The following is a 23,856-nucleotide window of genomic DNA, read 5'->3' on the forward strand; positions in this document are numbered from 1 at the left end:
TAGTTTATCTTACCGGGATTACCAGAACATCCAGGCGAAGACTGATAGTGCGCCGATACAAGCAACGTTTAGGTAGATACCGGCTTTCATCATCTCTGATTGCTTGATATGGCCAGAGCCGAATACAATGGCATTTGGTGGTGTGGCAACTGGCAGCATAAAGGCACAAGATGCAGATACAGCAATCAGTGCAGACAGGATGACCGGTGAAACACCCAGAGCTTCAGCAACAGTTGCGAATACAGGGACAAGCAATGCCGCACTGGCTGTGTTACTGGCAAATTCTGTCAGGAATACGACGAAGCCGGCAACAACTAAGATGGTGAAGAACAGACCTGCCTGCTCCAGGAATCCGCTCAGAGAGTGAGCCAGGAATACGCTGGCACCGGTTGCTTTCAGCACATTACTCAGACAAATACCACCACCGAACAGTAGCAATACACCCCAGTCAGTCGACTTCTCGATATCTTTCCATTCAACTACGCGGGATGCACCCAGCAAAACGATAGCGCCAAGAGCAATCATTGTGTCGAACTTACTGAAGCCACCAAGGAATGCATTAATTGGTTTGCTGAAAATCCACATCAGAACTGTCAGGGTGAAGATAGCCAGCGTGATTAGCTTACCGTTGCTCCATTGAACCGGCTTGTGATCCAGTTCGAAGGTATGGTTCAGGTCCGGCTTAAGCAGGAAGTAGAGCAGGGTAACAGCAATTGGTAGCAGCATCAGTGAGATTGGAAGGCCAAATACCATCCACTCAGTAAAGCTTAGGCCGACTTCAGCAGCAGCAATTGCGTTTGGCGGGCTGCCAACCACAGTCGCGATACCGCCGATACTTGCACAGTAAGCAATACCCAGCAGAACGAATACGTAGGTGCTGCGGTGGCTCTTTTCATTCACTTTATTCAATACACCCAATACCAGCGGCAGCATCATCGCAGTTGTTGCTGTATTACTGATCCACATAGACAAGGCGGCGGTAACACCAAACAGCAGGAATACTGCAACTGACATGCGTCCTTTGGCGATCAACAGGACTTTATCTGCGATAGCTTTGTCCAGCTCTTGTTTATGGAGGGCTGCTGCCAGGGCAAAACCACCCAGGAACAGGAAGATGATTGGGTTGGCGAAGTTACCTAATGCCTGAGGCGTTTTGAATATACCAAAGGCAATGGCCAGGATGGGAACCAATATGGCAGTGATACTGACATGCAGGGCTTCGGTCAGCCACAGTACGGCGACGAAGACCAGAATGCTTAAGCCGACAACAACGTCTTTTTCAAACGGTAAAGTGTTGAGCAAGAGGGTAAAAAGAGCGATGTTTGCCAGCAGAATGATGCTATTCCGATCGAACAGCCACTTTTTCAGTGTCAAGGTTAAGGCTGTCATATGCTTTCCTTTTCGATGGTCTTTAATGATGGTTGTACGGGTGTCACAACATTTTTGTTACGACGGATGTTACATGTTATTTGGTAATTGTTAATCACTTGGTGGCGGTTTGTTGGTCAATCTGTCTGGCAATTATATTTTTTGTGAGCTTGCTATTCTGGGATGTGTGGAAGTGCACCCATTAAAACTCTGAGTAGATGATCATTCTGCAATTTAACAGGAATCGTCATAATGATGGTTATATCAACTGTCACAAGATGGCAACATTAGAGAAAAGAGGGATAAGGTAGGTCAGGTTGTCTTGTTTTTGACTCGATTTTTGCCTGTTATCGAAATAAGTATTGATTGGTATTGAAATTATTAAAAAAAGTTAGCGTTCCGTGCTGGTTTTTTGACTGTTGTGGCGTCAATTATCCGAGATTTTTGTGTCGTCAGTCACAAAAGCGATTGCACTCAATGAATAGCAATAACAGCGTCCCTATGCCTCGTGTATCATAATCGCAGAAAATGATAGTTAATTATAAGATTAAATAAAGTTGAGGTTAGGTTGATATGAGTGCAAAAGCACAGACGTTGCGTAAGCGCGTTCACAGTGAGGCACAAGCGCATATGCGGGGAGTGAGGATGAAGTTTATGAAGTCGTTTATAGCGAAGACTGAAAAGCAGAAAGCGCGTTAACTTGAGCTCTTTGTTATAGCTGGATTAAAAAAGCCGCTGTTTTTACAGCGGCTTTTAACTTCTATTGTTCTGGTTTTACCGGGCCTTCAATTTCTACGGCTTGGGTGCTTATCGGTTCTTTAGGACCAGGGAATTTGGGTTGGATATCCAGTAGGTAGATATCAATCACAGCTTTGACTCTGGCCAGCACTTCGCGAACTCGTATTTTTAATCCGGCCAGGCCTCCAGGTTCAGGAACCGCGAGGCAGATGGCATCAATGTCGTTGTTTTTGGCAATAAACAGAGCTCGTTCGCAATGAAATTTCTGGGTAATGATAACGAAGTGGTTTGCTTCAAAAACGTTTTTAGCCCTTACAACGGAATCTAAAGTTCGAAAGCCTGCGTAATCAAGGACAATATCTTGCTCGGGAATGCCTGCTTTTAACAGGTCGCGCTTCATTGTCCAGGGTTCATTGTAAGAGCGGTGAGCGTTATCACCGCTCAGCAACAAAATGTTGACTTTATCAAGCTGATATAAAGAAAGTGCAGCTGACATGCGGTAGTCGTAATAGGGATTAAGGTTTTTTGCAATATATTTACTGGTTCCCAACACCAGCCCGACTGAGCGCTCAGGGATAAGTGAGGCGTCAGTAAAAATACGACCTGATGTAGATGATGAGACCCAGCGGTCAATGAGCAGGCTTGCGCTCACAAATACGATTAGCATCACTGCTGAAATACGAAATAAAGAAAGCAGCTTCATATGGTTCCGAATGTAAAAACTAAAACAAGCTCTTGTATTTATGCGCAAGGCACCGAGTACTTTTATTTCTATGAGCTATGAAAACAAATAACCAAAGCTGTTATCCGACATAGCCAAAGTCAGTCGCCAGGCAGGGTAATGCTGTGGTTTGTTACAAGTATAATACCCTAATACATTGATAATGTTATGCAAAAAGCATGTCAAATCTTCACCTGGCAGATTAGTCGCTTAAGATAAAAGCGAATCATCGAAGTGTTTACCTAATAGACATAAAAAAAGCCCGCATTGTGCGGGCTTTATAACAGAGTATTCTGGATTAGAAAGATGTGCGCTTGTAACGGCGGTACTCAGACTTCCAGAAGTTCGCATCAATTTTCTCTTGGATACGCTCATCTGTGCTAGCTGGTGCTTTGCCTTGCTCAACAGCTTTCTTCGCAACGGCAATAGCGATGCGGCGAGAAACTTTCTGGATATCTTCCAGAGGTGGCAGAAGGGCACCTTCACCATTGATTGCCAGTGGAGAGCATTCAGCCAGTGCACGGCTACTTTCCATCAGCATTTCATTAGTTACACGGTTTGCACCTACAGCTAGTACACCCAGGCCGATACCAGGGAAGATGTAGCTGTTGTTACATTGAGCAATCGGGTAAGTCTTACCGTTGTGTACAACTGGTTCGAACGGAGAACCTGTTGCAACCAGTGCGTTACCGTCAGTCCAGCGGATCAGGTCAGCAGGCGTTGCTTCAACACGGCTTGTCGGGTTAGACAGCGGGAAGATGATCGGACGTTCACAGTGCTTGTGCATTTCACGGATCACATCTTCGCTGAACAGACCTGGTACGCCAGATACACCGATCAGGATAGTCGGTTTAGCGTGCTGCATTACATCCAGAAGAGAGATGTTGTTGTCAGCTGTTTTCCACTTGTTGATCTTAGAGCGAGGCTGAACAAGCTTCTTCTGGAAGTTGATCAGGTTTGGCATGTCGTCAACCAGCAGACCCCAACGGTCAACCATGAATACCTGGCTGCGAGCCTGTTTCTCAGAGATACCTTCAGAAACCATCTGAGCGATGATTGCCTCTGCGATACCACAACCAGCAGAGCCAGCACCCAGGAAGGTTACGCGTTGCTGAGAAAGCTTGCTGCCTGCTGCTTTACATGCTGCCAGCAGAGAACCAACTGTTACTGCAGCAGTGCCCTGGATGTCATCGTTGAAGCAACATACTTCGTCTTTGTAACGCTCAAGCAGTGGCATTGCGTTTTTCTGAGCGAAATCTTCGAACTGGATCAGTGCATCAGGCCAACGGCGCTTAACAGCCTGAATGAATTCGTCAACGAAGTTGTCGTATTCCTGACCTGTGATACGAGGATGACGCCAGCCCATGTACATTGGGTCAGACAGACGTTGAGGGTTGTTTGTACCCACATCCAGAACGACAGGAAGTGTGTAAGCCGGGCTGATACCACCACATGCGGTGTACAGAGCAAGCTTACCGATTGGAATACCCATACCGCCGATACCCTGGTCACCAAGACCAAGAATACGCTCACCATCAGTTACAACGATAACTTTAACGTTGTGACGTGAAGCGTTGTTCAGCATCTCTTCAATGCGGTCGCGGTTCGGGTAAGAGATAAACAGGCCACGGCCACGACGGTAGATATTAGAGAAGTTTTCACATGCCGCACCTACAGTCGGAGTGTAGATGATAGGCATCATTTCAGAAATATGATTTTCTACCAGTCGATAGAACAGAGTCTCGTTCGTATCTTGGATGTTACGCAGGTAGATGTGCTTGTCCATGTCGTTGTCAAACTTCATGTACTGCTGATAAGCACGTTCAGCCTGTTCCTCGATTGTTTCAATCGCTTCAGGAAGCAGACCTTCCAGGTTAAAGAACATACGTTCTTCGACAGAGAATGCACTACCTTTGTTTAGCAGGGGTGTTTCAAGTAACGCTGGGCCAGCGTAGGGGATATATAGAGGTCTTTTATCGTTTTTCATGGAATAGACTCTGGTTATGGTTCGGTAGTTATTAATGAAATCGGCATTTCATCTTGGCCGTAATCCTATTCCTATAATCGGTTTATTTCAAAGGGAGATGCGAATATTTTTCAATAAAGTGATCGCCTTATCTGACCAGGTGGGGATTTTTCCCACTATTGTGGCGCAAGCGTAAAATCAATGTTTCGCATAAATTGAAAGCTTGAGTATTTATTCGCTTTTTGTACCTTTTGTAGCTTTTGTAACTACTAAAAGTTTTGTGCTTTTTGTGGCTTTTTTATGCTTGGTTTAGAGGGCTATTAAACAATTTCGAAGTAATTTGAGTATTCAAACATGGCTATGAAACGGGTTGGTCTCAGCACACCATATCGCAACCAGAGCTTATGCGCCATAGTTAACTACTATGTAGGTATAACTCTTATAAATCTGTACAGAGAAATACATGAAAATAGTATTTTTAGGTGGTTGTGAAACTGTTACCGGCTCAAAGTTTCTGGTTGAAACCCAAACAACCAAAGTGTTGATTGATTGCGGTTTATACCAGGGCTATAAATGGCTCAGACGTCGTAACTGGCAGCCGTTGGTTTGGATTGATATTGAACAGTTAGACGCTGTGTTATTAACTCATGCTCACCTTGATCACTCCGGTTATATCCCTGTCATATACAAAAAAGGCTATCGCGGACCTGTCTATACACATGTTGCGACCAAAGAGTTGTGCAGTATTTTGCTGGCCGATAGCGGTAATTTACAGGAAGAGGATGCGCGTTTTTATTCAAAGCATAAGATAAGCAAGCATGAAAAGCCGGAACCTTTGTATGACCGCTATACCGCGGAGCAATCTATGGAGTTGTTTCGGACGGTCGATTACGGTGAGCTCTTTTCTGTTGGCGATATTAAAGTCTGTTTTCAAAATGCCGGACATATCCTGGGAGCTGCCAGTATTATCATCGAAGCAGAAGGAAAAAAAATTGGCTTTTCCGGAGATGTCGGTCGGCCAGACGATATTATGATGCAGCCGCCGGATCCGCTGCCTGAGCTTGATTTGTTGCTATTGGAATCCACATATGGAAATCGCAGGCATAAGAAATTTGATCCGTTGCAGCAGCTTGCTGACATCGTCAATGAAACCGCGCAGAAGGGCGGAGTGTTATTAATTCCGTGTTTTGCTGTCGGTCGTTCTCAGGCTCTCATGCACATGTTATCTGTATTGATGGCAGACGGACGAATTCCCCGAATTCCCACTTATCTTGACAGTCCTATGGCGATTAATGTCTCGGATATTTACACCCGTTACTCGTCTGAACACAGGCTAACTCATTCACAGTGCTATGCTATGTGTAATGCGGCAATTTATACACGCAGTGTTGAAGAGTCGAAAGCGTTGGCAGAAATGCGTTATCCCCACATCATCATTGCTGGAAGCGGAATGGTGACAGGAGGCCGGATTTTGCATCACATAAAACACCTGCTATCAGACCATAGAACGACCTTGCTCCTGACCGGCTATCAGGCCGGAGGTACTCGCGGAGCTAAATTGATTGAAGGTGCTGATATGGTAAAAATCCATGGCAAATGGGTCTTGAATCGGGCTCGGATTGAAGTAATGCACGGAGTATCGGGTCATGGTGATTACCTGGAGATAGAGCAATGGCTGAAGCAATCTGATTTGCGGAAGGGAACGCCAATCCAGCTGATTCATGGCGACCCTGATGCTTTAGAGGGAATGCGTGACCATCTGCGGCGAAATACCGATTTTGATGTCGAAATTGCTGGTTATCAAAGTATTCTGACGATATGAGGTAATTGAGTATGCAAGTGGAAACATTAAAAGATGTCCTTCATTGGACAGAAGAATTTCATAAGTGCCTGGCAAACTGCATGGAGAGCTGTGTTGAACAGAGTGATAGTGAACGAGTGAAGTTGTTGTTGAAATACCTTGCTGAACATGAAGATAAACTGGTGAAGGTGATTGAAGGTTTCGAGAGAGGTGCCAGCGAAAATGTACTCAACACCTGGTGCTATGAATATTTTGATCAGCACCCGATAATCCGCCATAAACTGACAGATTGTCCGTTCTCAGAATTAGAACCGGATGACATTATTTCTGAAGTGACCCATCTTCACTCTCAGGTCATTGAACTCTATAAATACCTGAGTGACAGAGCAGAACCGGAATCTAGTAAAGAGCTACTTGCTGAACTTACCGAGTTGGAAAAACACGAAGCAATGAGAATGGTGCACGGCGCCAACCGATTGCAGGATATGTAACCGCCTTGCAAGCATTTTAGTTTGACGTTGTTACAAGATGAATGTCGTCAGAGAAAATACCGCAGAGCAATTTGAGGTTGTTCTGCGGTAGTTTGATATTGGGATGAGATCTTTTTGTAAAATAGAAGAGAAATAGTGGAATTACACATTGGGAGTGTTCTGTTAACTCGATTAGTTTTTTCTGATTCTGCTATTCAACCATTGGAAGAATAGTAGCAAGGTATAGAAAGGGTTAGTTGCCAAGTTATACTGCTCTAGCGCATACAGATAGTTTGAATCAAATTTCTTAACAGCCTCAGTGGCGTTTTCAGCGTAAATTACATCGTCTTCAACTATAAAACCTTGAGCCAGTAGGGCTTTCTTTTCAATCAGGAATGTATCAGAGGACATATCTAGGTAAGTAAATTCTTTTCTGTGAGTGCCCGGAATAGAGAAAAATTGATACTTCTTGGTCATATAACGCCTTTCATTTTAAATATGATAAAACTAATGAATTGTCGCCGATTGTTTGTGTCAGAGTGGTTTATTTAATAGTGAACTTTTGTTCCACATACTCTTTATTTAGAGTTTGTTGTGTTTTTAATAAAGAAGCAGGGCTGAGCATATGTCCGAATACTAAAATGGTGGTTATCGCGATGGCCGACTTTAAATTCAATTAAACCTCCGATGTTTAATCATCAACTCTATATGCCAACATGAAACACGAGCTATTTCTTACTATTCGATATATGTAATACAAATGCAAGTGGGTATGAATGGGAATGTTGTCTGGATTGAACTTTTGTAACCTCATTGTGAACAGCCCCACGTCCTCAATGACTTTCACCTTAATTGCTGACAAAATAAGGGATTAATTGGATTTTCCGCAGAAGTTGTTCATGTCACACACGTTACCGATTGATTCGTTAAAAGATACTTTCTTTTCTCTCCTTGAAAGTCAGCATTTGGTTGTCGAAGCAGAAACCGGGTCGGGTAAATCGATCCGATTACCTGTATGGGCAGCTGAAAAGGGAAGGGTACTAGTTATCGAGCCTCGTCGGGTCGCGTGTACGTCACTGGCTGAATATGTTGCCGAGCTGTCTGGTGAGAAATTGGGGCATGGGGTAGGTTATTCCATCCGCTTTGATAATCATTTTGAAGAAAACAGCCGGATTGTATTTGTCACCCCGGGTGTTGCTCTGCGTTGGCTGAGTGAAGATCAACTGACATCTTTTGATACCGTTATCATTGACGAATTTCATGAACGCCGTTGGGATACGGATCTGTTACTGGCGCTGCTGAAAAAGCTGAATAAACATCGGCTGGTGGCAACGTCTGCAACAATGGACGGGCTGCGCCTCGCCGACTATCTTGGTGCTCATCGTCTGCAGGCTGAAGGGCGAAATTTCAATGTTGAAGTTGTACATGTTGCCAGTGACAGTCGCAATATGCCGGATATCCGCGGAATTGAAAACAAGGTCCGTCAGGTTATTGCAGACAACTATCAGCAGCATGAAGATATTCTTATATTCCTGCCTGGGCGTAAAGAAATTGCGCAATGCCAGTCTCAGCTCAAGCAACTGTTTGATGAGCAAATCACGTTGGGATTGATCGATGTGATTCCTCTTCATGCATCCGTGACTGATAATGAAAGGCGAAGGGCGCTGACGGAAAGTGATAAACAGCGAATTATTCTGGCTACCAATGTGGCGGAAACCTCGCTGACTATTCCCGGTGTGACCTTGATTGTTGATACAGGTTTAGAACGTCGTACTCACCAGCGCAATGGCCGAACTGTGCTTGGTCTTCATGCTATATCCCGAGCTAGTGCTGAGCAGCGAAAAGGGCGGGCTGGTCGAGTCAGTGAAGGTAGCTGTATTCGCTTATATGGCAAGGCTGCACCATTGGAGTTGTTAACGCCGCCAGAGTTGCACCGTGAAGAGCTGGTGGAGCCTATGCTGGCTGCTGCCTGCTGTGGATATCAGTTTGAAGAGCTTGAGTTTATTGATGCGTTGCCATCACAGACGGTTGAGCAGGCAAAAGAGAAGCTGAAGCAAATGGCGGCTATAGATGGCAATGGTCAGGTAACAGAACATGGTAAGCGTCTGTATCCGTTGCCTATTGATACCTTGTTTGCACACCTGATTACTGTTATGCCAGATAAGGCCTGTCGCGAAGCTATGGTTGATCTCTCGGCAGCGCTGAGTACGCCACAGAAGATATGGCAATTGCCGTCGGGTGAAGAAAAGCGAGAGCAACTGGCAAAGTGGCAGCCTGTGGCTTGTGATGTCATGACCTTGATTAAACTGCTGCGAGAACCGACACCGGAATTCCTCAATGTGGATATAAATGTACTCAAGGAAGCTCGCCAGCTTGCAGATCAGATCCGCGAAGCCTTGGAGTTACCTAAACTCGAAGTGGCTACATCTGTTAAACGAGAACCATGGTTGCAGGCAGTTATGAAAGCGATGCCTGAGCTGGTGTTTGTTCGTCGCGAAAGGCGCAGGCAGGCTCTGGGTAACGGTTATTGTGAAGTTAGTATTGGCCGTGACAGCCGTTTTGCTGATGATGCAGAGGCGGCTATTGTGTTTGATCAGTTCTCGCTTCCGGGTAAAGGCGTAAAACAAAACCTGACTCTGGCAACCTGTATGTCTCCGATCTCTTTTGAGCAAATGCTTTCACTGGAAATGGGTGAAGACCAAATCGGTGATAGCCAAGTGAATGAAGAGGGCTGTCAGGTTGAAGTTCAGCGGGTTTATGCTGGACGGGTTATTCAGACTCGCTGGCAGCAACCAGAGGGAGAAGCGGGGCGTCAGGCGCTGGTGACTATGATCATGGAAGGCGCAGTACTGGAAGGGCTGGCAGAGAAAATTACTGCTGATGTTCACCAATGGAACCTGTATCTTGCGCTTGGCCGCTATCAGACGGATGTATGTACCCGAGCTGATGAGCCGGTTGATGCTACGGTGTGGGTTGCTGAGCAACTGGATGCCTTAGGTGTGGAGTCTGCTGAAGATCTAGAACTCTTTACCATTGATGATTTTGAGTTTGACGGTATACCGACATGGGAGCGGGAAGATTTTGACCAGCAATTTCCGTATCAGGTGGTGCTTACAGATTTAACCATGAAGATTGAGTACCATATCGCCCGTAAACTGGTGGTTGCTGTTCATGCTTCAGGTAACCGTAAGCAGGATCCTAAACGTTGGGAACTGCCCTGTTGGCAAGGGTGGAAGGTGCAATACCGTAAAGCAAGCCGGACGATAGATGTTCGTTGATTGTTTGAACCACCGCCAGCAGCGGTGGTTTTTTCTTTTTGCTTGTGCGATTAAGGTTTGTTGATTATTTGTCAGTATGTGCTTAATGATTTAGTTGCTGAGCTGAAAGCTTGGCACGAATGAACTCTGAGTGGTCGACATAAATCAGTTCGGAAACTTGGCGGATAACGGCTTCTTCCAGTGGATCTATCACGCCGTCCGCATAAGCGACTTGCCACATTGCCTCAATAAGTTGATAGCGCTGTTCTGGCATCAGTGAACGCAGCTTTGTTGTGAATTCATACAGCGACACAGATTCTTTACTGTGGATGTGGGCCTGCTTTAGTAAATCCGAAGCTTGTTGTTCACTAATTTGCAGCAGATTAACCAGCAGGTGCACTTTGGCTGCTTCTTCGCGTGGGTCAATCTCGTGGTCGGCGTTAGAAACTTCGCAGAGCAGGGAGGCCATGGCAAGATTCATTGATGGGGTATCGACCGCACCTCCGTCAGTGCCTTCGTTCATTAGTTGGCGAAACAGGGTACGTAATTGTCTGAACATGTGATGCCTCTTGTAATACAACGTCTTTATTCTGATTTGTGGTTCCGACACGCTAAATTCAAGAGCGGTGTTGATAATCCACATTATTGAGACTGCAGATAATACCGTTCAGTTCCGTAAACCTTAACGCGCAAGATAGCGTCAACCTTGTCAGAAATGTGATAGAATCCCGCAAGTTTTACTTAATACCAAGCTGAAATATCAGGAATTCCTTTGACTCAGTTGAATACTCCTCAGTCAGACGTTTTGAATAACGAGAAAACGTTAAAAGCCGCGATTAAAGATTGCATGATTCGCGATCGTTTTCGTTTGCACAAGCGTGTGCAAGGTGCGGCAAAGATTAAGAACGAAAAGGCTAAGCATGCCGTTTTCGATGAAATTGCAATGGACATTGCTAAGTCCATGCAAACAGTCCAGTTGCGTGCAACGCAGCGACCGAAAATCACTTATCCGGAACAGTTGCCGGTAAGTCAGAAAAAAGACGATATCGCTGAAGCGATTAAAAACAACCAGGTTGTGATTGTTGCCGGTGAAACCGGTTCAGGTAAGACAACCCAGCTACCTAAAATCTGTATGGAACTGGGCCTGGGTACTACCGGTATGATCGGCCATACTCAGCCACGTCGTCTGGCTGCCCGCTCGGTAGCCAGCCGAATTGCCGAAGAGCTGCAATGTGAACTTGGCTCTTACGTCGGTTATAAGGTTCGTTTTAACGACAAGGTATCGGATCGCAGTCAGGTCAAACTGATGACCGACGGTATTCTGTTGGCTGAAATTCAGAGCGATCGCTACCTGAATCAGTACGACACCATCATTATCGATGAGGCTCACGAACGCAGCCTGAACATCGACTTTATCCTTGGCTATCTGCGCGAGTTGTTGCCGAAGCGTCCTGATCTGAAAGTGATCATTACCTCAGCAACTATCGACCCGGAACGTTTCTCGAAACATTTCAGAAATGCGCCAATTATTGAAGTTTCCGGTCGAACCTATCCGGTTGAAGTACGCTACCGTCCGGTTAATGAAGATGGCGACGATCCTGATCGTGATCAGCTACAGGCGATTTTTGAAGCGGTTGATGAGCTGTGCGATGAAGGTTTGGGTGACATCCTGATCTTCATGAACGGTGAACGTGAAATCCGTGATACCGCCGATGCGCTGGAAAAACGTAATCTTCGCGACACGGAAATTCTGCCGCTGTATGCGCGTTTGTCTGCCGGTGAGCAGAACCGGGTATTCCAGTCACATAGCGGTCGCCGTATTGTTCTGTCGACGAACGTGGCGGAAACCTCGCTGACTGTTCCTGGCATCAAGTATGTTATTGACCCGGGTACGGCGCGTATCAGTCGATACAGTTACCGTACTAAAGTACAGCGACTGCCTATCGAACGCATTTCACAGGCGAGTGCTAACCAGCGTAAAGGTCGATGTGGTCGTGTTCAGGAAGGTATCTGTATCCGTCTGTATTCGGAAGAAGACTTCCTGTCTCGTCCTGAATTTACTGATCCGGAAATTCTGCGTACCAACCTGGCATCTGTAATTTTGCAGATGACAGCGATCGGGCTGGGTGATATCCAGGCATTCCCGTTCGTGGAAGCGCCGGATAACCGTAATATTCAGGACGGTGTCCGTCTGCTGGAAGAGCTGGGTGCGATTAATTCGAAAGCGAAAGATCCGCGTAAACGCCTGACTGCTGTTGGCCGCCAGTTGGCTCGTCTGCCGATTGATCCGCGTTTGGCCCGTATGGTGCTGGAAGCGCCGAAGCAGGGTGCGCTACGTGACGTAATGATTATCGCGAGTGCCTTGTCTATCCAGGATCCGCGCGAGCGTCCGATGGAAAAACAACAGGCATCGGATGAAAAGCACCGTCGCTTTTACGACAAAGAATCTGACTTTATTACTTTTGTGAACCTCTGGGACTATGTTCAGGAGCAGCAAAAAGCGATGTCGGGCAACCAGTTCCGCAAGCTGTGTAAGAAAGAATACCTGAACTACCTGCGCATTCGTGAATGGCAGGATATCTACTTTCAGGTTCATCAGGTTGTGCGTGAACTTGATCTGCGTGTTAATGAGCAGGAAGCAAGCTATCAGGGTATTCACACGGCATTGCTTTCCGGCATGCTGTCACACATCGGCCTGAAAGATCAGGAGAAGAACGAATATCAGGGCGCACGCAATGCCCGATTCAATATCTTCCCGGGGTCTGGCATTTTCAAGAAGCAGCCGAAGTGGGTAATGGTTGCCGAGCTGGTGGAAACCTCCAGACTATGGGGTCGCATTGCTGCCAAAATTCAGCCTGAGTGGGTAGAGCCTTTGGCCGAGCACTTGATGAAGCGCAGCTACAGCGAACCGCATTGGGAGAAGAAGCAGGCTTCTGTTGCCGCATTTGAAAGAGTGACTCTGTACGGAATTCCGGTTATTGCTAAGCGTAAAGTCAATTACGGCAAGATTGATGCAGTAGTTTCCCGTGAAATCTTTATTCGTTCTGCGCTGGTGGAAGGTGACTGGGATACTAAGCACAAGTTCTATCATCAGAACCGTAAGCTGTTGCGTGAAGTTGAAGAGCTGGAGCATAAGTCCCGTCGTCGAGATATTCTGATTGATGACGATGCGTTGTTTGATTTTTACGATCAGCGAATTGAACACACCGTAGTTTCCGGTCGTCACTTCGATACCTGGTGGAAGAAAGCATCTCGTGAAAACGCGGATCTACTGAACTTTGAGCGTGAAATGCTGCTTAAAGGCGATGCCAGCCATGTTACCGATTTGGATTACCCGAACTTTTGGCATCAGGGTAACCTGAAGCTTAAGCTGAGTTATCAGTTTGAGCCGGGAGAAGACAGTGACGGTGTAACAGTTCATATTCCGCTGCCGATCCTTAACCAGGTTGAACCTGATGGCTTCGACTGGCAGATCCCGGGTCTTCGACATGAACTGGTTGTGGCTCTGATTAAATCACTGCCTAAACCGGTACGTCGCAATTTTGTGCCGGCGCCGAACTATGCTGATGCCTTTATGGCGCGTACTGAAGTGATGGCAATGCCTCTGCTGGATTCTCTGGAGAAAGAGCTTAAGCGTATTTCAGGTGTTACCGTTCTTCGTGAAGACTGGAATCTGGAACAGGTTCCTGAACACCTCAAAATTACCTTCCGCGTTGTGGATCACCGTAATCGCAAGCTTCGTGAGAGCAAGGATCTTTACAGCCTGAAAGATGGACTGAAAGAGAAGGTTCAGGAAACGCTGTCTAAAGTTGCAGATGATGATATCGAGCAGGATGGTCTGAAAACCTGGAGTTTCGGTAAGCTACCTGAGCGTTACCAGCAAAAGCGTGGCGGCTTTGAAGTGAAAGCCTATCCGGCGATTGTTGATAACAAAGACTCGGTAGGCATTAAGCTGTTTGAAACAGAAGAAGAGCAGCATACTGCAATGCAGCAGGGCCAGCGTCGTCTGGTTCTTCTGAATGTACCGTCACCGATAAAATATTTGCACACCAATCTGCCGAACAAGTCGAAGCTGGGCCTTTACTTCAACCCTTACGGTCGGGTGATGGATCTGATTGATGACTGTATTGCCTGTGGTGTCGACAAGTTGATCGAAGAGAAGGGTGGCTTGGTATGGGAGGCGGAAGCCTTTGACGCGCTGAAAGAGCATGTTCGCGCCGAGTTGGGTGATACGGTTGTTGATATTGCTAAACAGGTTGAAGAGATCCTGACGACAGCATTCAACATCAACAAACGCCTGAAAGGCCGCGTTGATTTGACAATGGCATTTGCTCTTTCTGATATCAAAGCTCAGATTGAAGGTTTGATCTTCAAAGGTTTTGCCACAGAATGCGGCTGGCGCAAGCTGCCGGATATTCTTCGTTACATGAAGGCGATTGAGCGCCGAATGGAGAAACTGCCGATTGATCCAAACAAAGACCGCATGCACATCTTGAAGATTGAGTCTGTGGTTTCGGATTATAAAGAGTTGCTGAACAAGATTCCGAAAGGCCAGCCTGTTCCTAAGAAGGTGAGAGATATCCGCTGGATGATTGAAGAGCTGCGTGTAAGCTATTTTGCTCAGCAGTTGGGTACGCCATATCCGGTATCGGACAAGCGTGTTCGCAATGCTATCAACGAGTGCTGATTTAGTTTAGTTCGATGAAATAATGAAAGCCGAAGCATCAGCTTCGGCTTTTTTACGTCCAGAGAGCGGGAGGGGTCAGCACTAGTCATATTCCTCTGTTGCGCTCGCTTAAGGTATAAAAAACGGAGCGCGATGCTCCGTTTTTCAAATCAGAAACTGTGGGGATTAACGTTCCCAGTATGCTTCTTCCAGACAGTCTTCACGCTCAGGCAGGCCACGGGACAAGCGAGGCGCATGCTGAGTCAGTACCTGGTAGCTAACGCGGTTCGAGTACTGACAGATCTGAGAGAAAGATGAGTAAGTCAGGAACTTAGCAACGTGCTTGGCAGAATTCGGCACATTAACTTTGTGATAGCAGTTAGCAGACATGTCATGCAGAAGCGCAGACAGAGCTGCATCACCAGCACCGTTAGTGTTCTTAATTTCTACCGGACCACCCAGGTATGGCGCGATGTGTGAGTAAACGCGGATTGGGTTCTCACAGTCGGCTTTAGCCATCGGACGGCTGAATTCGTACTTGTTAAATTCAGCAATACGACCAGGCAGCAGCGGTAGGGTAGATTCACGTTTCAGGTGATCGTCAGTGTAACCTGCCATATACAGGCCAACAGGGCCAGCAGTACAAAGAACCAGGTCAACCCAATCAAGTGCTTTATCAGCAGCAATCAGCGGATCTTTTTCACCAGTCAGTGCTTCAGCTTCTTCTTCGTTCATCGCAACACAAGTTACGTGTTCTTTCAGAAACTCAATCCACCATTCTTGTTTGTCTTCAATAACGTACTTAGTACCCAAAGTCAGAACAACAGGAACGTTATGTTTTTTTGCGAACTCAATGGCTTTAAGCGCCGACTCTTTCATCGGTGCGCCAGGTTTGCCGCGGACAAGGTAAGAAGAAAGAACCAGTGCGGATGCGTTTTTGAATGCTTTTTCCGGAATATGCTCCGGGGTTAGCTGGTTCATTTCACCTTCGTTGATAGCGAAAGTACGTTCACCATCTTCAGTGATCAGGGTGTAGCAGCGGCCAATTGGACCATCAACAGGCTGAAGGTAGTCCAGATCCATACGGCAAGAAGTATTGCAAAGGTAACGGTACGCGTAGGAGCCGATCTTCAGGTCTTTACTCATTACGCCCAGCAGAATCGATTTATCGTCTGCCAGTACAGAGTAGTTATGAAGAGTATTACCAATGGTATCACCAGGGTATTCGTGGCTGATCAGGTTGCGTTCCTTTAGTTCCTGATAAAGCAGTTCTGCTTTGTCTTCGTCAAGTACTAGAGAATGACCTTTACTCAGAGAATGGCGTTGCAGGAAGTCATCATCAACTCGAGCTTCGATGTCGACGATAGTTTGACCAACACCAACAAGGTGTGTTCGAGATAGCGGATTTTCTTGCTGGATTTGAGCAACTAATGGATCGCGGGCATCAACTGGAAAGTAATGCTTTGACTTACGCTGACCAGGGAATTTCATGTGTGAAAGCTATCGGTTTTTTAGGGAATTTTGTTTCATCATATCACAAAAATGGGATTTACATCCCACTTTATTGCGGTTTGGTGACGAAAACGGTTTTTTTGGCTTTTTTTTAAACAAATTAAAGCTAGCCAATATTACTTTGTGAGCATAAGTGCCTGAATAATTGAGGAATAATCACTCAATTATAAATGCAGCTGCGTATGGTGGCAGCTGTATATTTAAGCTTACAGAGTATCGTTCTTTAATTTGGGAGGAAGTTTAGCTCAGTAATTTAGGCTCATGGGCTCTTGTTCCGCCAACAGGGCGGTTTACATTAATTGAGCGACCTTTCTTCATGCCTCTTTCATAGTCGTCGGTCATCGCCTTCATTGCTTCCTGAAGCTGTTTTTTGAAGGTTTCGCGATCAACGTTCTTAAACTCACGGTCGATGTAATTCGTCATGCGTTTGTCATGATCATCATCGGTAGTAAGCTCTGGCAGCTTTTCCAGCGCGCCTTCAATCCAGCCCGCAAGGAATGAATTGACACGGCGGGTCACTTCAGAGTTACTGGTACCAGTGCCCTGAAAGCTGTTACGGAACTGGCCAGTTTGCTGGTTCATTTCGCGGTAAACAACGTCAAAAGCAAAGGCGGCAAAAATAGCGCGTTCAGCGGTGCCGATAAATTCGGCTTGCTTCAGCCCTTTGTAATTAGTCAGAACACACTCAACACCAAAACGGCGGTTAATGCCACGAATGATTTTGAGGATCTGCTGACTGATATCAGTCGGTAACAGAGTCGATGCCTTGGTTTTGCCCATCTGAATGAATTCAATATCATCTTTTTCCAGACCATATTTGAGCATCAGGCGGTGGGCCATCTTAATCGCTTGAGCGGCTTCATTGACGTTCGCTGAGTTGCCCAGTTCAAGGCATTTTGCAATCTTCTTAAGCGCCTTTCGCTTCTGTTCAGACATTCAATCACACTCATTCACAAAATGGTCGCGTATTTTAGCTTTTTATGCCATTAAGTACAAATTTCGCAGCCTGATCTTGCGTGTTTTGGCCTCTTTGAAAATACGGTCAAACTTGTGAAAGCTGATCTTCAAACGCATAATTGGTAAGTGGTTTCCGACATAATAGTGCCGATATGACAACTTCTTACCAATCCATCGATGTTCCTTATGAGTTTCGCCATACCTGCTGGTTTTGTGGTGAACCCTATTTTGAGTCTTATTCCTTCATGCCGTCCCCGAATTATGAGCATCAGGAGTTGCCAGTTATGGTGCCATGCTGCCAAGAATGCTATTCCTTTTGTCACTCAATAAAAGCAAGTGGGCTGGACTTGCTGCGTGATAAGGTGAAGGAAAAGCTTCATAAAAAATATGAAAAGCATCTTCAGATTGGGGTGAACTGGACCAAAGAAGAACTGGAACAATCTGAGTTTGAAGGCAAGGCCCTTGAAGGGTTTCGTGAAAGTGGCTGGAAGATGTTCGAGATTGCCAAGGCGCGGGTGAATTACACTGGGTGGCCGTTAACTATTGATGGTTTGCCAGTAACCGGAATGAGTACCAGTTTCCATGTCGAATATAATGGGATTACTTATACCAGCCTGGTACAGGCTGTTGAGCAATTAGCGAAGGCTTATAATATTCCGCAACCTTATCTTGAAGAGGTCGTAGAGTTGGTTGGCCGGAATAGGCTGACATATGCGATACGTTTTGCAAAAAGCACTTATGGCTACTCGGCAGAAGACAGGGAAGCCAGTATTGGCAGCCTGAAGGCAATGCTGGCTGAAGAGGAAGCGCTTTCTATAAGCCAACAGGTTAATGAGAAAGGAATTGATGTTGGAATTGGTGAAATTAAGGAGCTGATCCTGTATCGAACCATGGTTTCTGCTCATGCGATTCAATGGATTTTGAAGCAGGGGATTTCGACATTAAACCAGCTGGCTGAGCAGGAAGAGGCGTTTTTCGAGCATTTCAGCAAGGACTCAGAAATAGCAGCATTTACCTACTTTAATGGTGTGCAAATCTATTTGGAGAAACGGGAGACTGAACCTGACTGGGCTGAAAATGAAGATCCGAATCGCGCTTTGTTTGGACGATTAGCCGGTTCGAAAATTTAATATTTATAAAAGATTAATGCGGGCTGCGAAGTTGATATTACTTCGCAGCCTCCTTGGTTTTATCTGTATTAGTTTTGTCTCTACTGGTTATGACGAGCCCAAACCATCGTTTTGCCATTTTCGTCAAAAGCCAGCACTTCATACGGATGTTTTGTTTCGTTGTAATCCATTCCAGGTGATCCCATTGGCATGCCGGCAACAGCAAGGCCGATCATGCGTTTCGGCTTAGCTTCCAGAAAACGCTTGATATCTTCTGCCGGGATATGGCCCTCAAAGGTATAGCCTTGAATTTGGGCTGTATGGCAGGAAGCATATTCAGGTCGGATCCCGAGCTTTATTTTGATTGGCGTCATGTTCTTTTCATAAGCCTGTTCAAGCTCAAAGCCGTTCTCTTCCATATGCTTTACCCACTCTTTACAGCAGCCGCAGTAAGGAGAAAGGTAGTTAACGCCCTTGATGGTGTTAGCCATAGCGAAAGAGCTGGATGCCAGCAGAGATAGTGCAATGAGAGTTTTGAATTTCATTTTTCGACCCTTTGTCTAGTAACTGATTGAATAACAATATTTTCAGTCGTGACTTTGATGCTGCGCAATGAGTTGCTTTATACAGGTTGACCCAGAGCAGCGGTCAAAATCACTCACGCAGACATCGGTGGTCGAAGGATCAATTCATGGAAGTGGTATTGCTCACCGTCAGGTTCAGTGAATAGCGGAGTAGAAGACGGAGTCAATAAAGTGTTGTTATCACTAAGGATGGCAAAAGGAACACTACTTATGTTGTGGCAGTCTGAATTATCACAACAGTGATCGCTGTGATTCATGGCTTTTATAGCAGAATCAGAGGTACTACAGTCTGATGAATAGTGATTATTGTTATTGTGACAACAGTGGTTTTCACTGACTTTATGAGAGTAGGTCAGGCAGTGAGAGGGATGTGAGTTGGCTTCTACAGATACAGCACCTACAGATGACATTGTCACTGTAAACAGCATTGCGAGCATGACAAATTTAGCAATGATGCGCTGTAAGAGCATTGATGACCTGATAGGTGAGAGTTTCTGATAAAACAGATTATAGATCCTCGTAATTTCAGGCAATAGCTTTTGTCATAAAATCATAAAAAGGTAAGCGAATGCCTAAAAAAGAGACAAAAGAGTTAATGCCTTGAATTTCAATTAACTCTGCATAAAAAACATTACATGCTTGACAAAAAAATGACAGTCCGGTTTAGAGGGAGCCTATACCTTACATATTTCTGACATTTTGCTGAGAGTTCTGGGGTTTAATCTCAATGAACAATCAAGATGGCGTTAAGGTATTTGGGTATGCAATATACAGAACAAGACCGTCAGGTTTTACACGATACGTGGATGAGCTACAAAGCAAAAATGCGTATTACTCAGATTGAGATGGCTAAAAAGCTGGGTTTGAGTCAGTTGGCTTTTTCTGACATCTTACGAGGGCAGGTTCCTCTTGAGCATAGCTTTGTCAATAAACTTTGTAACCTCATTGGCGTTGACCCGCTATTGACACTACCTTCGCTCAGGGAGCAGATTGGTGGCTCTTTACCTAACTCAGTGATATTGACGAATACCTATATCGTAGACGGCAACATAAAAAATGTACGATATAGTGGCAATCAGATTATTGTTGAGTATGAGCATAGTGTTCAAACTCACTAAGAGTGAGTCATATAAGCAACTGGGCTTGTATCTGGTTTATATGAATCAGCCGAATTTTCCACAAGTTCAAATATAAAAGCCTTGCAAATTAGCAAGGCTTTTGTTTTTCATAAAATTTTACTAAGGTAGTATTTTTTTATTAAAACCATTGTTAAAATTTTATTAAATCTCATTCGAGTAAAAAGTCACTATTGTCTTAATACTAAGACCCGCAATAATCCTTATCTTTCAGTAACATAATGTCATTAGTCAACAGGCTGAGAATTTTGTCTTGATGTCCTGACATTATCATCTACCTTTAATAAAGTCTTAGTAATAAGATATTAAATAACAAGGGAATATGATGAGTGGAATAAAATGTAATGAATTGATATTCATCTGTGACTCCAGCTTGCAATCATCATTTTTTAGAGGGTTTCTAGAAAAATCAGTCGGCATCACGATCAAAAATGTCACAATTGACGGTTTAGAACAATTAAAATTCGGCAGTAAACAGCCTGTGCTATTTATCATGGATTATTCGCATATAGATGACAAATCGCTGGATTCATTCGTTAAATATGTTGTTGATAATCATATAACTTCCTATCAGGTAATGATTAATACACCGATATCTTTTGATGCTGCAATGGTATCAAAGTGGCCAAATATAGTTGGACTTTTTTATGTTGGTGATGGACTTGATGTTGTTTCCAAAGGAATGCAAAAAATAATTAGTGGGGAGTTATGGTTAAGTCGCCCCCTGACACAGGAAATAATTGCTCTATACAGAAAGAGTAATTCACTAACAGTGCAACCTACAGTTAAATTAACTACACGTGAAAAAGAGATTCTTCAGTTACTTGTTATGGGAGCTTCTAATAACGAGATAGCAGAAAGCTTATTTGTTAGTGAAAACACAGTAAAAACACACCTATATAATGTATTCAAAAAAATAAATGTTAAGAATCGAATGCAAGCATTTATGTGGGCGAAAAACAATCAAACTAATAGCTTGCCGTTATGAATATATTCAAGGTTGGCCTGTGTTCAGTCATTTTAGTTTCTACCGGAATTAATGCGGGAGAACAAAAGCCTTTAGAAAACGGACCGCCGTTAGAAAATGGCAAATCCCTTGACGACTTAAATGAAATTAGTGGTGTCGTTATTGATCGAACAATGACTCGTTTTGGCGGAGAGTTTTATTCAGTGTTTTCGCAATTGCTGAATGATAAATATGAAGACCTAGAAGAGAATTTAACTGTAAAAGAAAGAGCAACAGCTCTTTCTGGAAGTATTATTACGATATTTCATCGGCAGACTATTATTTATCGAACAGCTCTTTCACCAGGTATACAGCAGATAGAGTCTAAAGCAAATGATGCTGTTAAAGCTGTAGGATCTTACATGGTGAAATGGCGGCTTGAGCGATACTTAAAAGATACCTTCGATGTGGATTATGATGAAATCTGAGAGGATTTAAGATGAAACGGTATGGACGCATAATTGCTGGCTCAATTCTGGTTTCAGCCAGTGTGTCAGCAACAGAATTGGTATATACACCAATTAATCCGAGTTTTGGTGGTAATCCATTAAATAGTAATCATTTATTGGGTATTGCCAATGCTATAAATGATCATAAAGCACCACAGGATGATTTATTAACGGAACAAACAGATCTGGAGCGACTAGCCGCAAGTTTAGAGTCAAGGTTGATAAGTCAATTGTTATCAGATGTCGGAGAAGGTAATACAGGACAGTTAGCGACAGATGATTTTTTGCTTAATGTACTGGATGACAATGGCAGCCTGACTATTCAGATTACGGATAAATTAACTGGCGAATCATCAACGATACAGGTAAGCGGGCTGGTGCCTGATTTATAAGGAGATATTTTTGATGAAAGCTTTAGCTTGGGGATGCTTGCTCTTTTTATCTGGTTGTTCAACGTCAATGGATATACCAGAGACAAGTAAAGAACCTACATTAATGGCCAGAGGGACGGCCTATCAGGATTTGGTTTCTTTACCGTTACCGAAAGGAAAGGTTTATGTTTCTGTTTATGATTTTCGAGATCAAACTGGGCAATATAAGCCGCAGCCCAATAGTAACTTTTCCACAGCTGTTCCGCAGGGGGGAGCCGCTTTGTTAACAACAGCTTTACTCGATTCACGGTGGTTTATGCCATTAGAACGGGAAGGCTTACAAAATTTGTTAACAGAAAGGAAGATAATAAGAGCTGCACAGAAAAAAGATGAGATACCAACTAATCATGGTGTCCATTTACCCTCACTGGCTTCTGCAAATATCATGGTAGAAGGAGGTATTGTTGCGTATGACACAAATATTCAGACGGGAGGCGCTGGAGCCAGGTACCTAGGTGTGGGGGCTTCTGGGCAGTACCGAACGGATCAGGTAACAGTTAATATCAGAGCTGTCGATGTTCGAACTGGTAGAATATTATTAAGTGTTACAACAAGTAAAACGATTTTATCGAAAGAACTTCAGACAGGCGTATTTAAATTTGTTGATTATAAGGATCTGTTAGAAGCCGAACTTGGTTACACGACAAATGAGCCTGTTAACCTGGCTGTTATGTCTGCTATTGATGCAGCAGTTGTTCATGTCATTGTTGACGGTATAAAGACTGGTTTATGGGAGCCATTACGTGGAGAGGATCTACAGCATCCAATAATCCAAGAATATATGAATAGATCAAAACCGATTATTTAACACCAGATGAATGGTTAAAACTAAACCCTCTTTTAGAGGGTTTTTTTATGTCATTTTTTTATCATGGTTATGTTGATAATGAGAGGGTGTGAAAAACTCAGGGTTCTAATTTAAGTTGTTGATTATATGTGTTTATTTAACATTAAATTATTATTAATGAGAGGGGAGTAGTACTTTTTTATAGGTGAATTAACTTATGATTCGTTTGTTTTTACTAGGATTTAATTGTCAGATTCATACACCAGTTTACGGATTAAATTAACAGATGGGTAATAATATAATCACAAGTTGAATATATTTGACCTGTAGGAAATGAAAAAAATAACTATTGCACAAATTTGCGTCTCAACAGTTACTTTTATTTGTTGTAATGCGCAAGCTAGTGATCTTGCGTTAAATGAGTTGAGTCATCTTTCTGAACTTCAGTATGGTTATGATAACTATGCGTCAGTTGAATTGAATAATGCATATAATGGCAGGGTTGATATTATCCAGGATGATTATAATCAAGGATATGGTAACTCAGCTAAAGTTTTGCAAAAAGGCGAGAACAATGATGCCTATATTGCACAATATGGCAGTGGGAATATCGCTTATATAAACCAATATGGAAATCGGAATACCGCACATATCACTGAATATGGCTCAGGTAATGCCGGGTTAATTAAGCAATATGGAAATGATAATGAAGCCGCCATTTTACAAAAAGGAGATGGTAATCAAGGACAGATAACACAATATAATGATGATAATAAAGCTCTGATTGTACAAAAAAGTAATGTTCAATATTTTAAAACTGATATAACCCAGAATGGTGGTCAAACTCATGTGATCATTAATGGGATGAACAAAGGTATCACCATCCGGTAAATTTACT

Annotated in this window: 21 protein-coding genes; 12 read left to right on the forward strand and 9 right to left on the reverse strand. The window is 44.1% G+C overall.

The genetic code is table 11. From position 1 onward, the window contains the following. Positions 1-18: 18 nt before the first annotated feature. Positions 19-1,389, reverse strand: coding sequence for an SLC13 family permease (locus C942_RS21655; RefSeq protein WP_007470358.1), 1,371 nt, complete (start codon positions 1,387-1,389; stop codon positions 19-21). Positions 1,390-1,941: 552 nt separating this feature from the next. On the opposite strand from C942_RS21655, the gene C942_RS25660 reads away from it, so the two are divergent. Then, positions 1,942-2,067 (forward strand): hypothetical protein, encoded by a 126-nt coding sequence (locus C942_RS25660; RefSeq protein WP_007470360.1) that lies wholly within the window; start codon positions 1,942-1,944, stop codon positions 2,065-2,067. A 61-nt stretch (positions 2,068-2,128) separates the two neighbouring features. On the opposite strand, the gene C942_RS21660 is transcribed toward C942_RS25660, so the two are convergent. Continuing rightward, positions 2,129-2,809: a SanA/YdcF family protein gene (locus C942_RS21660; protein ID WP_007470362.1), complete on the reverse strand. Its 681-nt coding sequence runs from the start codon at positions 2,807-2,809 to the stop codon at positions 2,129-2,131. 316 nt (positions 2,810-3,125) lie between these two features. Continuing rightward, positions 3,126-4,814, reverse strand: coding sequence for an NAD-dependent malic enzyme (locus C942_RS21665; RefSeq protein WP_036801436.1), 1,689 nt, complete (start codon positions 4,812-4,814; stop codon positions 3,126-3,128). A 442-nt stretch (positions 4,815-5,256) separates the two neighbouring features. On the opposite strand from C942_RS21665, the gene C942_RS21670 reads away from it, so the two are divergent. Next, complete coding sequence (locus tag C942_RS21670) at positions 5,257-6,615, forward strand: MBL fold metallo-hydrolase (RefSeq protein WP_007470365.1); 1,359 nt, start codon at positions 5,257-5,259, stop codon at positions 6,613-6,615. An 11-nt stretch (positions 6,616-6,626) separates the two neighbouring features. Further along, positions 6,627-7,085, forward strand: coding sequence for a hypothetical protein (locus tag C942_RS21675; RefSeq protein WP_007470368.1), 459 nt, complete (start codon positions 6,627-6,629; stop codon positions 7,083-7,085). 171 nt (positions 7,086-7,256) lie between these two features. Here the strand turns inward: C942_RS21675 and C942_RS21680 are convergent, their stop codons facing one another. Then, positions 7,257-7,541 carry a hypothetical protein gene (locus tag C942_RS21680; RefSeq protein ID WP_007470370.1) on the reverse strand — a complete coding sequence of 95 codons (285 nt, stop codon included), beginning with the start codon at positions 7,539-7,541 and terminating at the stop codon, positions 7,257-7,259. Between the two features lie 422 nt (positions 7,542-7,963). Between C942_RS21680 and C942_RS21685 the strand changes: the two genes are divergently transcribed. Continuing rightward, entirely contained in the window at positions 7,964-10,342 is a 2,379-nt protein-coding gene (locus C942_RS21685) for a DEAD/DEAH box helicase (RefSeq protein WP_007470373.1), read from the forward strand. 82 nt (positions 10,343-10,424) lie between these two features. Here the strand turns inward: C942_RS21685 and C942_RS21690 are convergent, their stop codons facing one another. Further along, complete coding sequence (locus C942_RS21690) at positions 10,425-10,880, reverse strand: tellurite resistance TerB family protein (protein ID WP_007470376.1); 456 nt, start codon at positions 10,878-10,880, stop codon at positions 10,425-10,427. A 246-nt stretch (positions 10,881-11,126) separates the two neighbouring features. On the opposite strand from C942_RS21690, the gene hrpA reads away from it, so the two are divergent. Beyond that, entirely contained in the window at positions 11,127-15,008 is a 3,882-nt protein-coding gene (gene hrpA, locus C942_RS21695; RefSeq protein WP_408633483.1) for an ATP-dependent RNA helicase HrpA, read from the forward strand. Between the two features lie 165 nt (positions 15,009-15,173). On the opposite strand, the gene C942_RS21700 is transcribed toward hrpA, so the two are convergent. Beyond that, positions 15,174-16,478, reverse strand: a complete 1,305-nt coding sequence (locus C942_RS21700; protein ID WP_007470379.1) for an inosine/guanosine kinase — start codon at positions 16,476-16,478, stop codon at positions 15,174-15,176. 261 nt (positions 16,479-16,739) lie between these two features. Further along, on the reverse strand, positions 16,740-17,435 hold the full coding sequence (locus C942_RS21705; RefSeq protein WP_007470381.1) for a DUF2786 domain-containing protein: 696 nt from the start codon (positions 17,433-17,435) through the stop codon (positions 16,740-16,742). Positions 17,436-17,608: 173 nt separating this feature from the next. Between C942_RS21705 and C942_RS21710 the strand changes: the two genes are divergently transcribed. Further along, entirely contained in the window at positions 17,609-18,586 is a 978-nt protein-coding gene (locus tag C942_RS21710; protein ID WP_036801437.1) for a hypothetical protein, read from the forward strand. Positions 18,587-18,666: 80 nt separating this feature from the next. On the opposite strand, the gene C942_RS21715 is transcribed toward C942_RS21710, so the two are convergent. Both C942_RS21715 and C942_RS21720 read right to left on the reverse strand, forming a co-directional pair. Beyond that, on the reverse strand, positions 18,667-19,110 hold the full coding sequence (locus C942_RS21715; protein ID WP_007470386.1) for a DUF411 domain-containing protein: 444 nt from the start codon (positions 19,108-19,110) through the stop codon (positions 18,667-18,669). A gap of 113 nt (positions 19,111-19,223) precedes the next feature. Continuing rightward, positions 19,224-19,619: a hypothetical protein gene (locus tag C942_RS21720; RefSeq protein ID WP_036801438.1), complete on the reverse strand. Its 396-nt coding sequence runs from the start codon at positions 19,617-19,619 to the stop codon at positions 19,224-19,226. Positions 19,620-19,910: 291 nt separating this feature from the next. On the opposite strand from C942_RS21720, the gene C942_RS21725 reads away from it, so the two are divergent. The 6 genes from C942_RS21725 to C942_RS21750 all read left to right on the forward strand — a co-directional run bounded on the left by C942_RS21725 (position 19,911) and on the right by C942_RS21750 (position 23,849). Further along, complete coding sequence (locus C942_RS21725) at positions 19,911-20,267, forward strand: helix-turn-helix domain-containing protein (RefSeq protein ID WP_007470389.1); 357 nt, start codon at positions 19,911-19,913, stop codon at positions 20,265-20,267. Between the two features lie 340 nt (positions 20,268-20,607). Further along, on the forward strand, positions 20,608-21,273 hold the full coding sequence (locus C942_RS21730; RefSeq protein ID WP_083882390.1) for a LuxR C-terminal-related transcriptional regulator: 666 nt from the start codon (positions 20,608-20,610) through the stop codon (positions 21,271-21,273). Then, positions 21,270-21,719, forward strand: a complete 450-nt coding sequence (locus tag C942_RS21735) for a CsgE family curli-type amyloid fiber assembly protein (RefSeq protein WP_036801439.1) — start codon at positions 21,270-21,272, stop codon at positions 21,717-21,719. Before C942_RS21730 ends, C942_RS21735 begins: the two co-directional genes overlap by 4 nt. An 11-nt stretch (positions 21,720-21,730) precedes the next feature. Continuing rightward, a complete protein-coding gene (locus C942_RS21740) occupies positions 21,731-22,132 on the forward strand; it encodes a curli assembly protein CsgF (protein ID WP_007470396.1) in 402 nt (133 codons plus the stop codon). A gap of 13 nt (positions 22,133-22,145) precedes the next feature. Continuing rightward, entirely contained in the window at positions 22,146-22,979 is an 834-nt protein-coding gene (locus C942_RS21745; RefSeq protein WP_007470398.1) for a CsgG/HfaB family protein, read from the forward strand. 312 nt (positions 22,980-23,291) lie between these two features. Further along, on the forward strand, positions 23,292-23,849 hold the full coding sequence (locus C942_RS21750) for a hypothetical protein (protein ID WP_051035886.1): 558 nt from the start codon (positions 23,292-23,294) through the stop codon (positions 23,847-23,849). Positions 23,850-23,856 lie beyond the last annotated feature (7 nt).

The sequence above is a fragment of the Photobacterium marinum genome (assembly GCF_000331515.1).
Classification (GTDB): domain Bacteria; phylum Pseudomonadota; class Gammaproteobacteria; order Enterobacterales; family Vibrionaceae; genus Photobacterium; species Photobacterium marinum.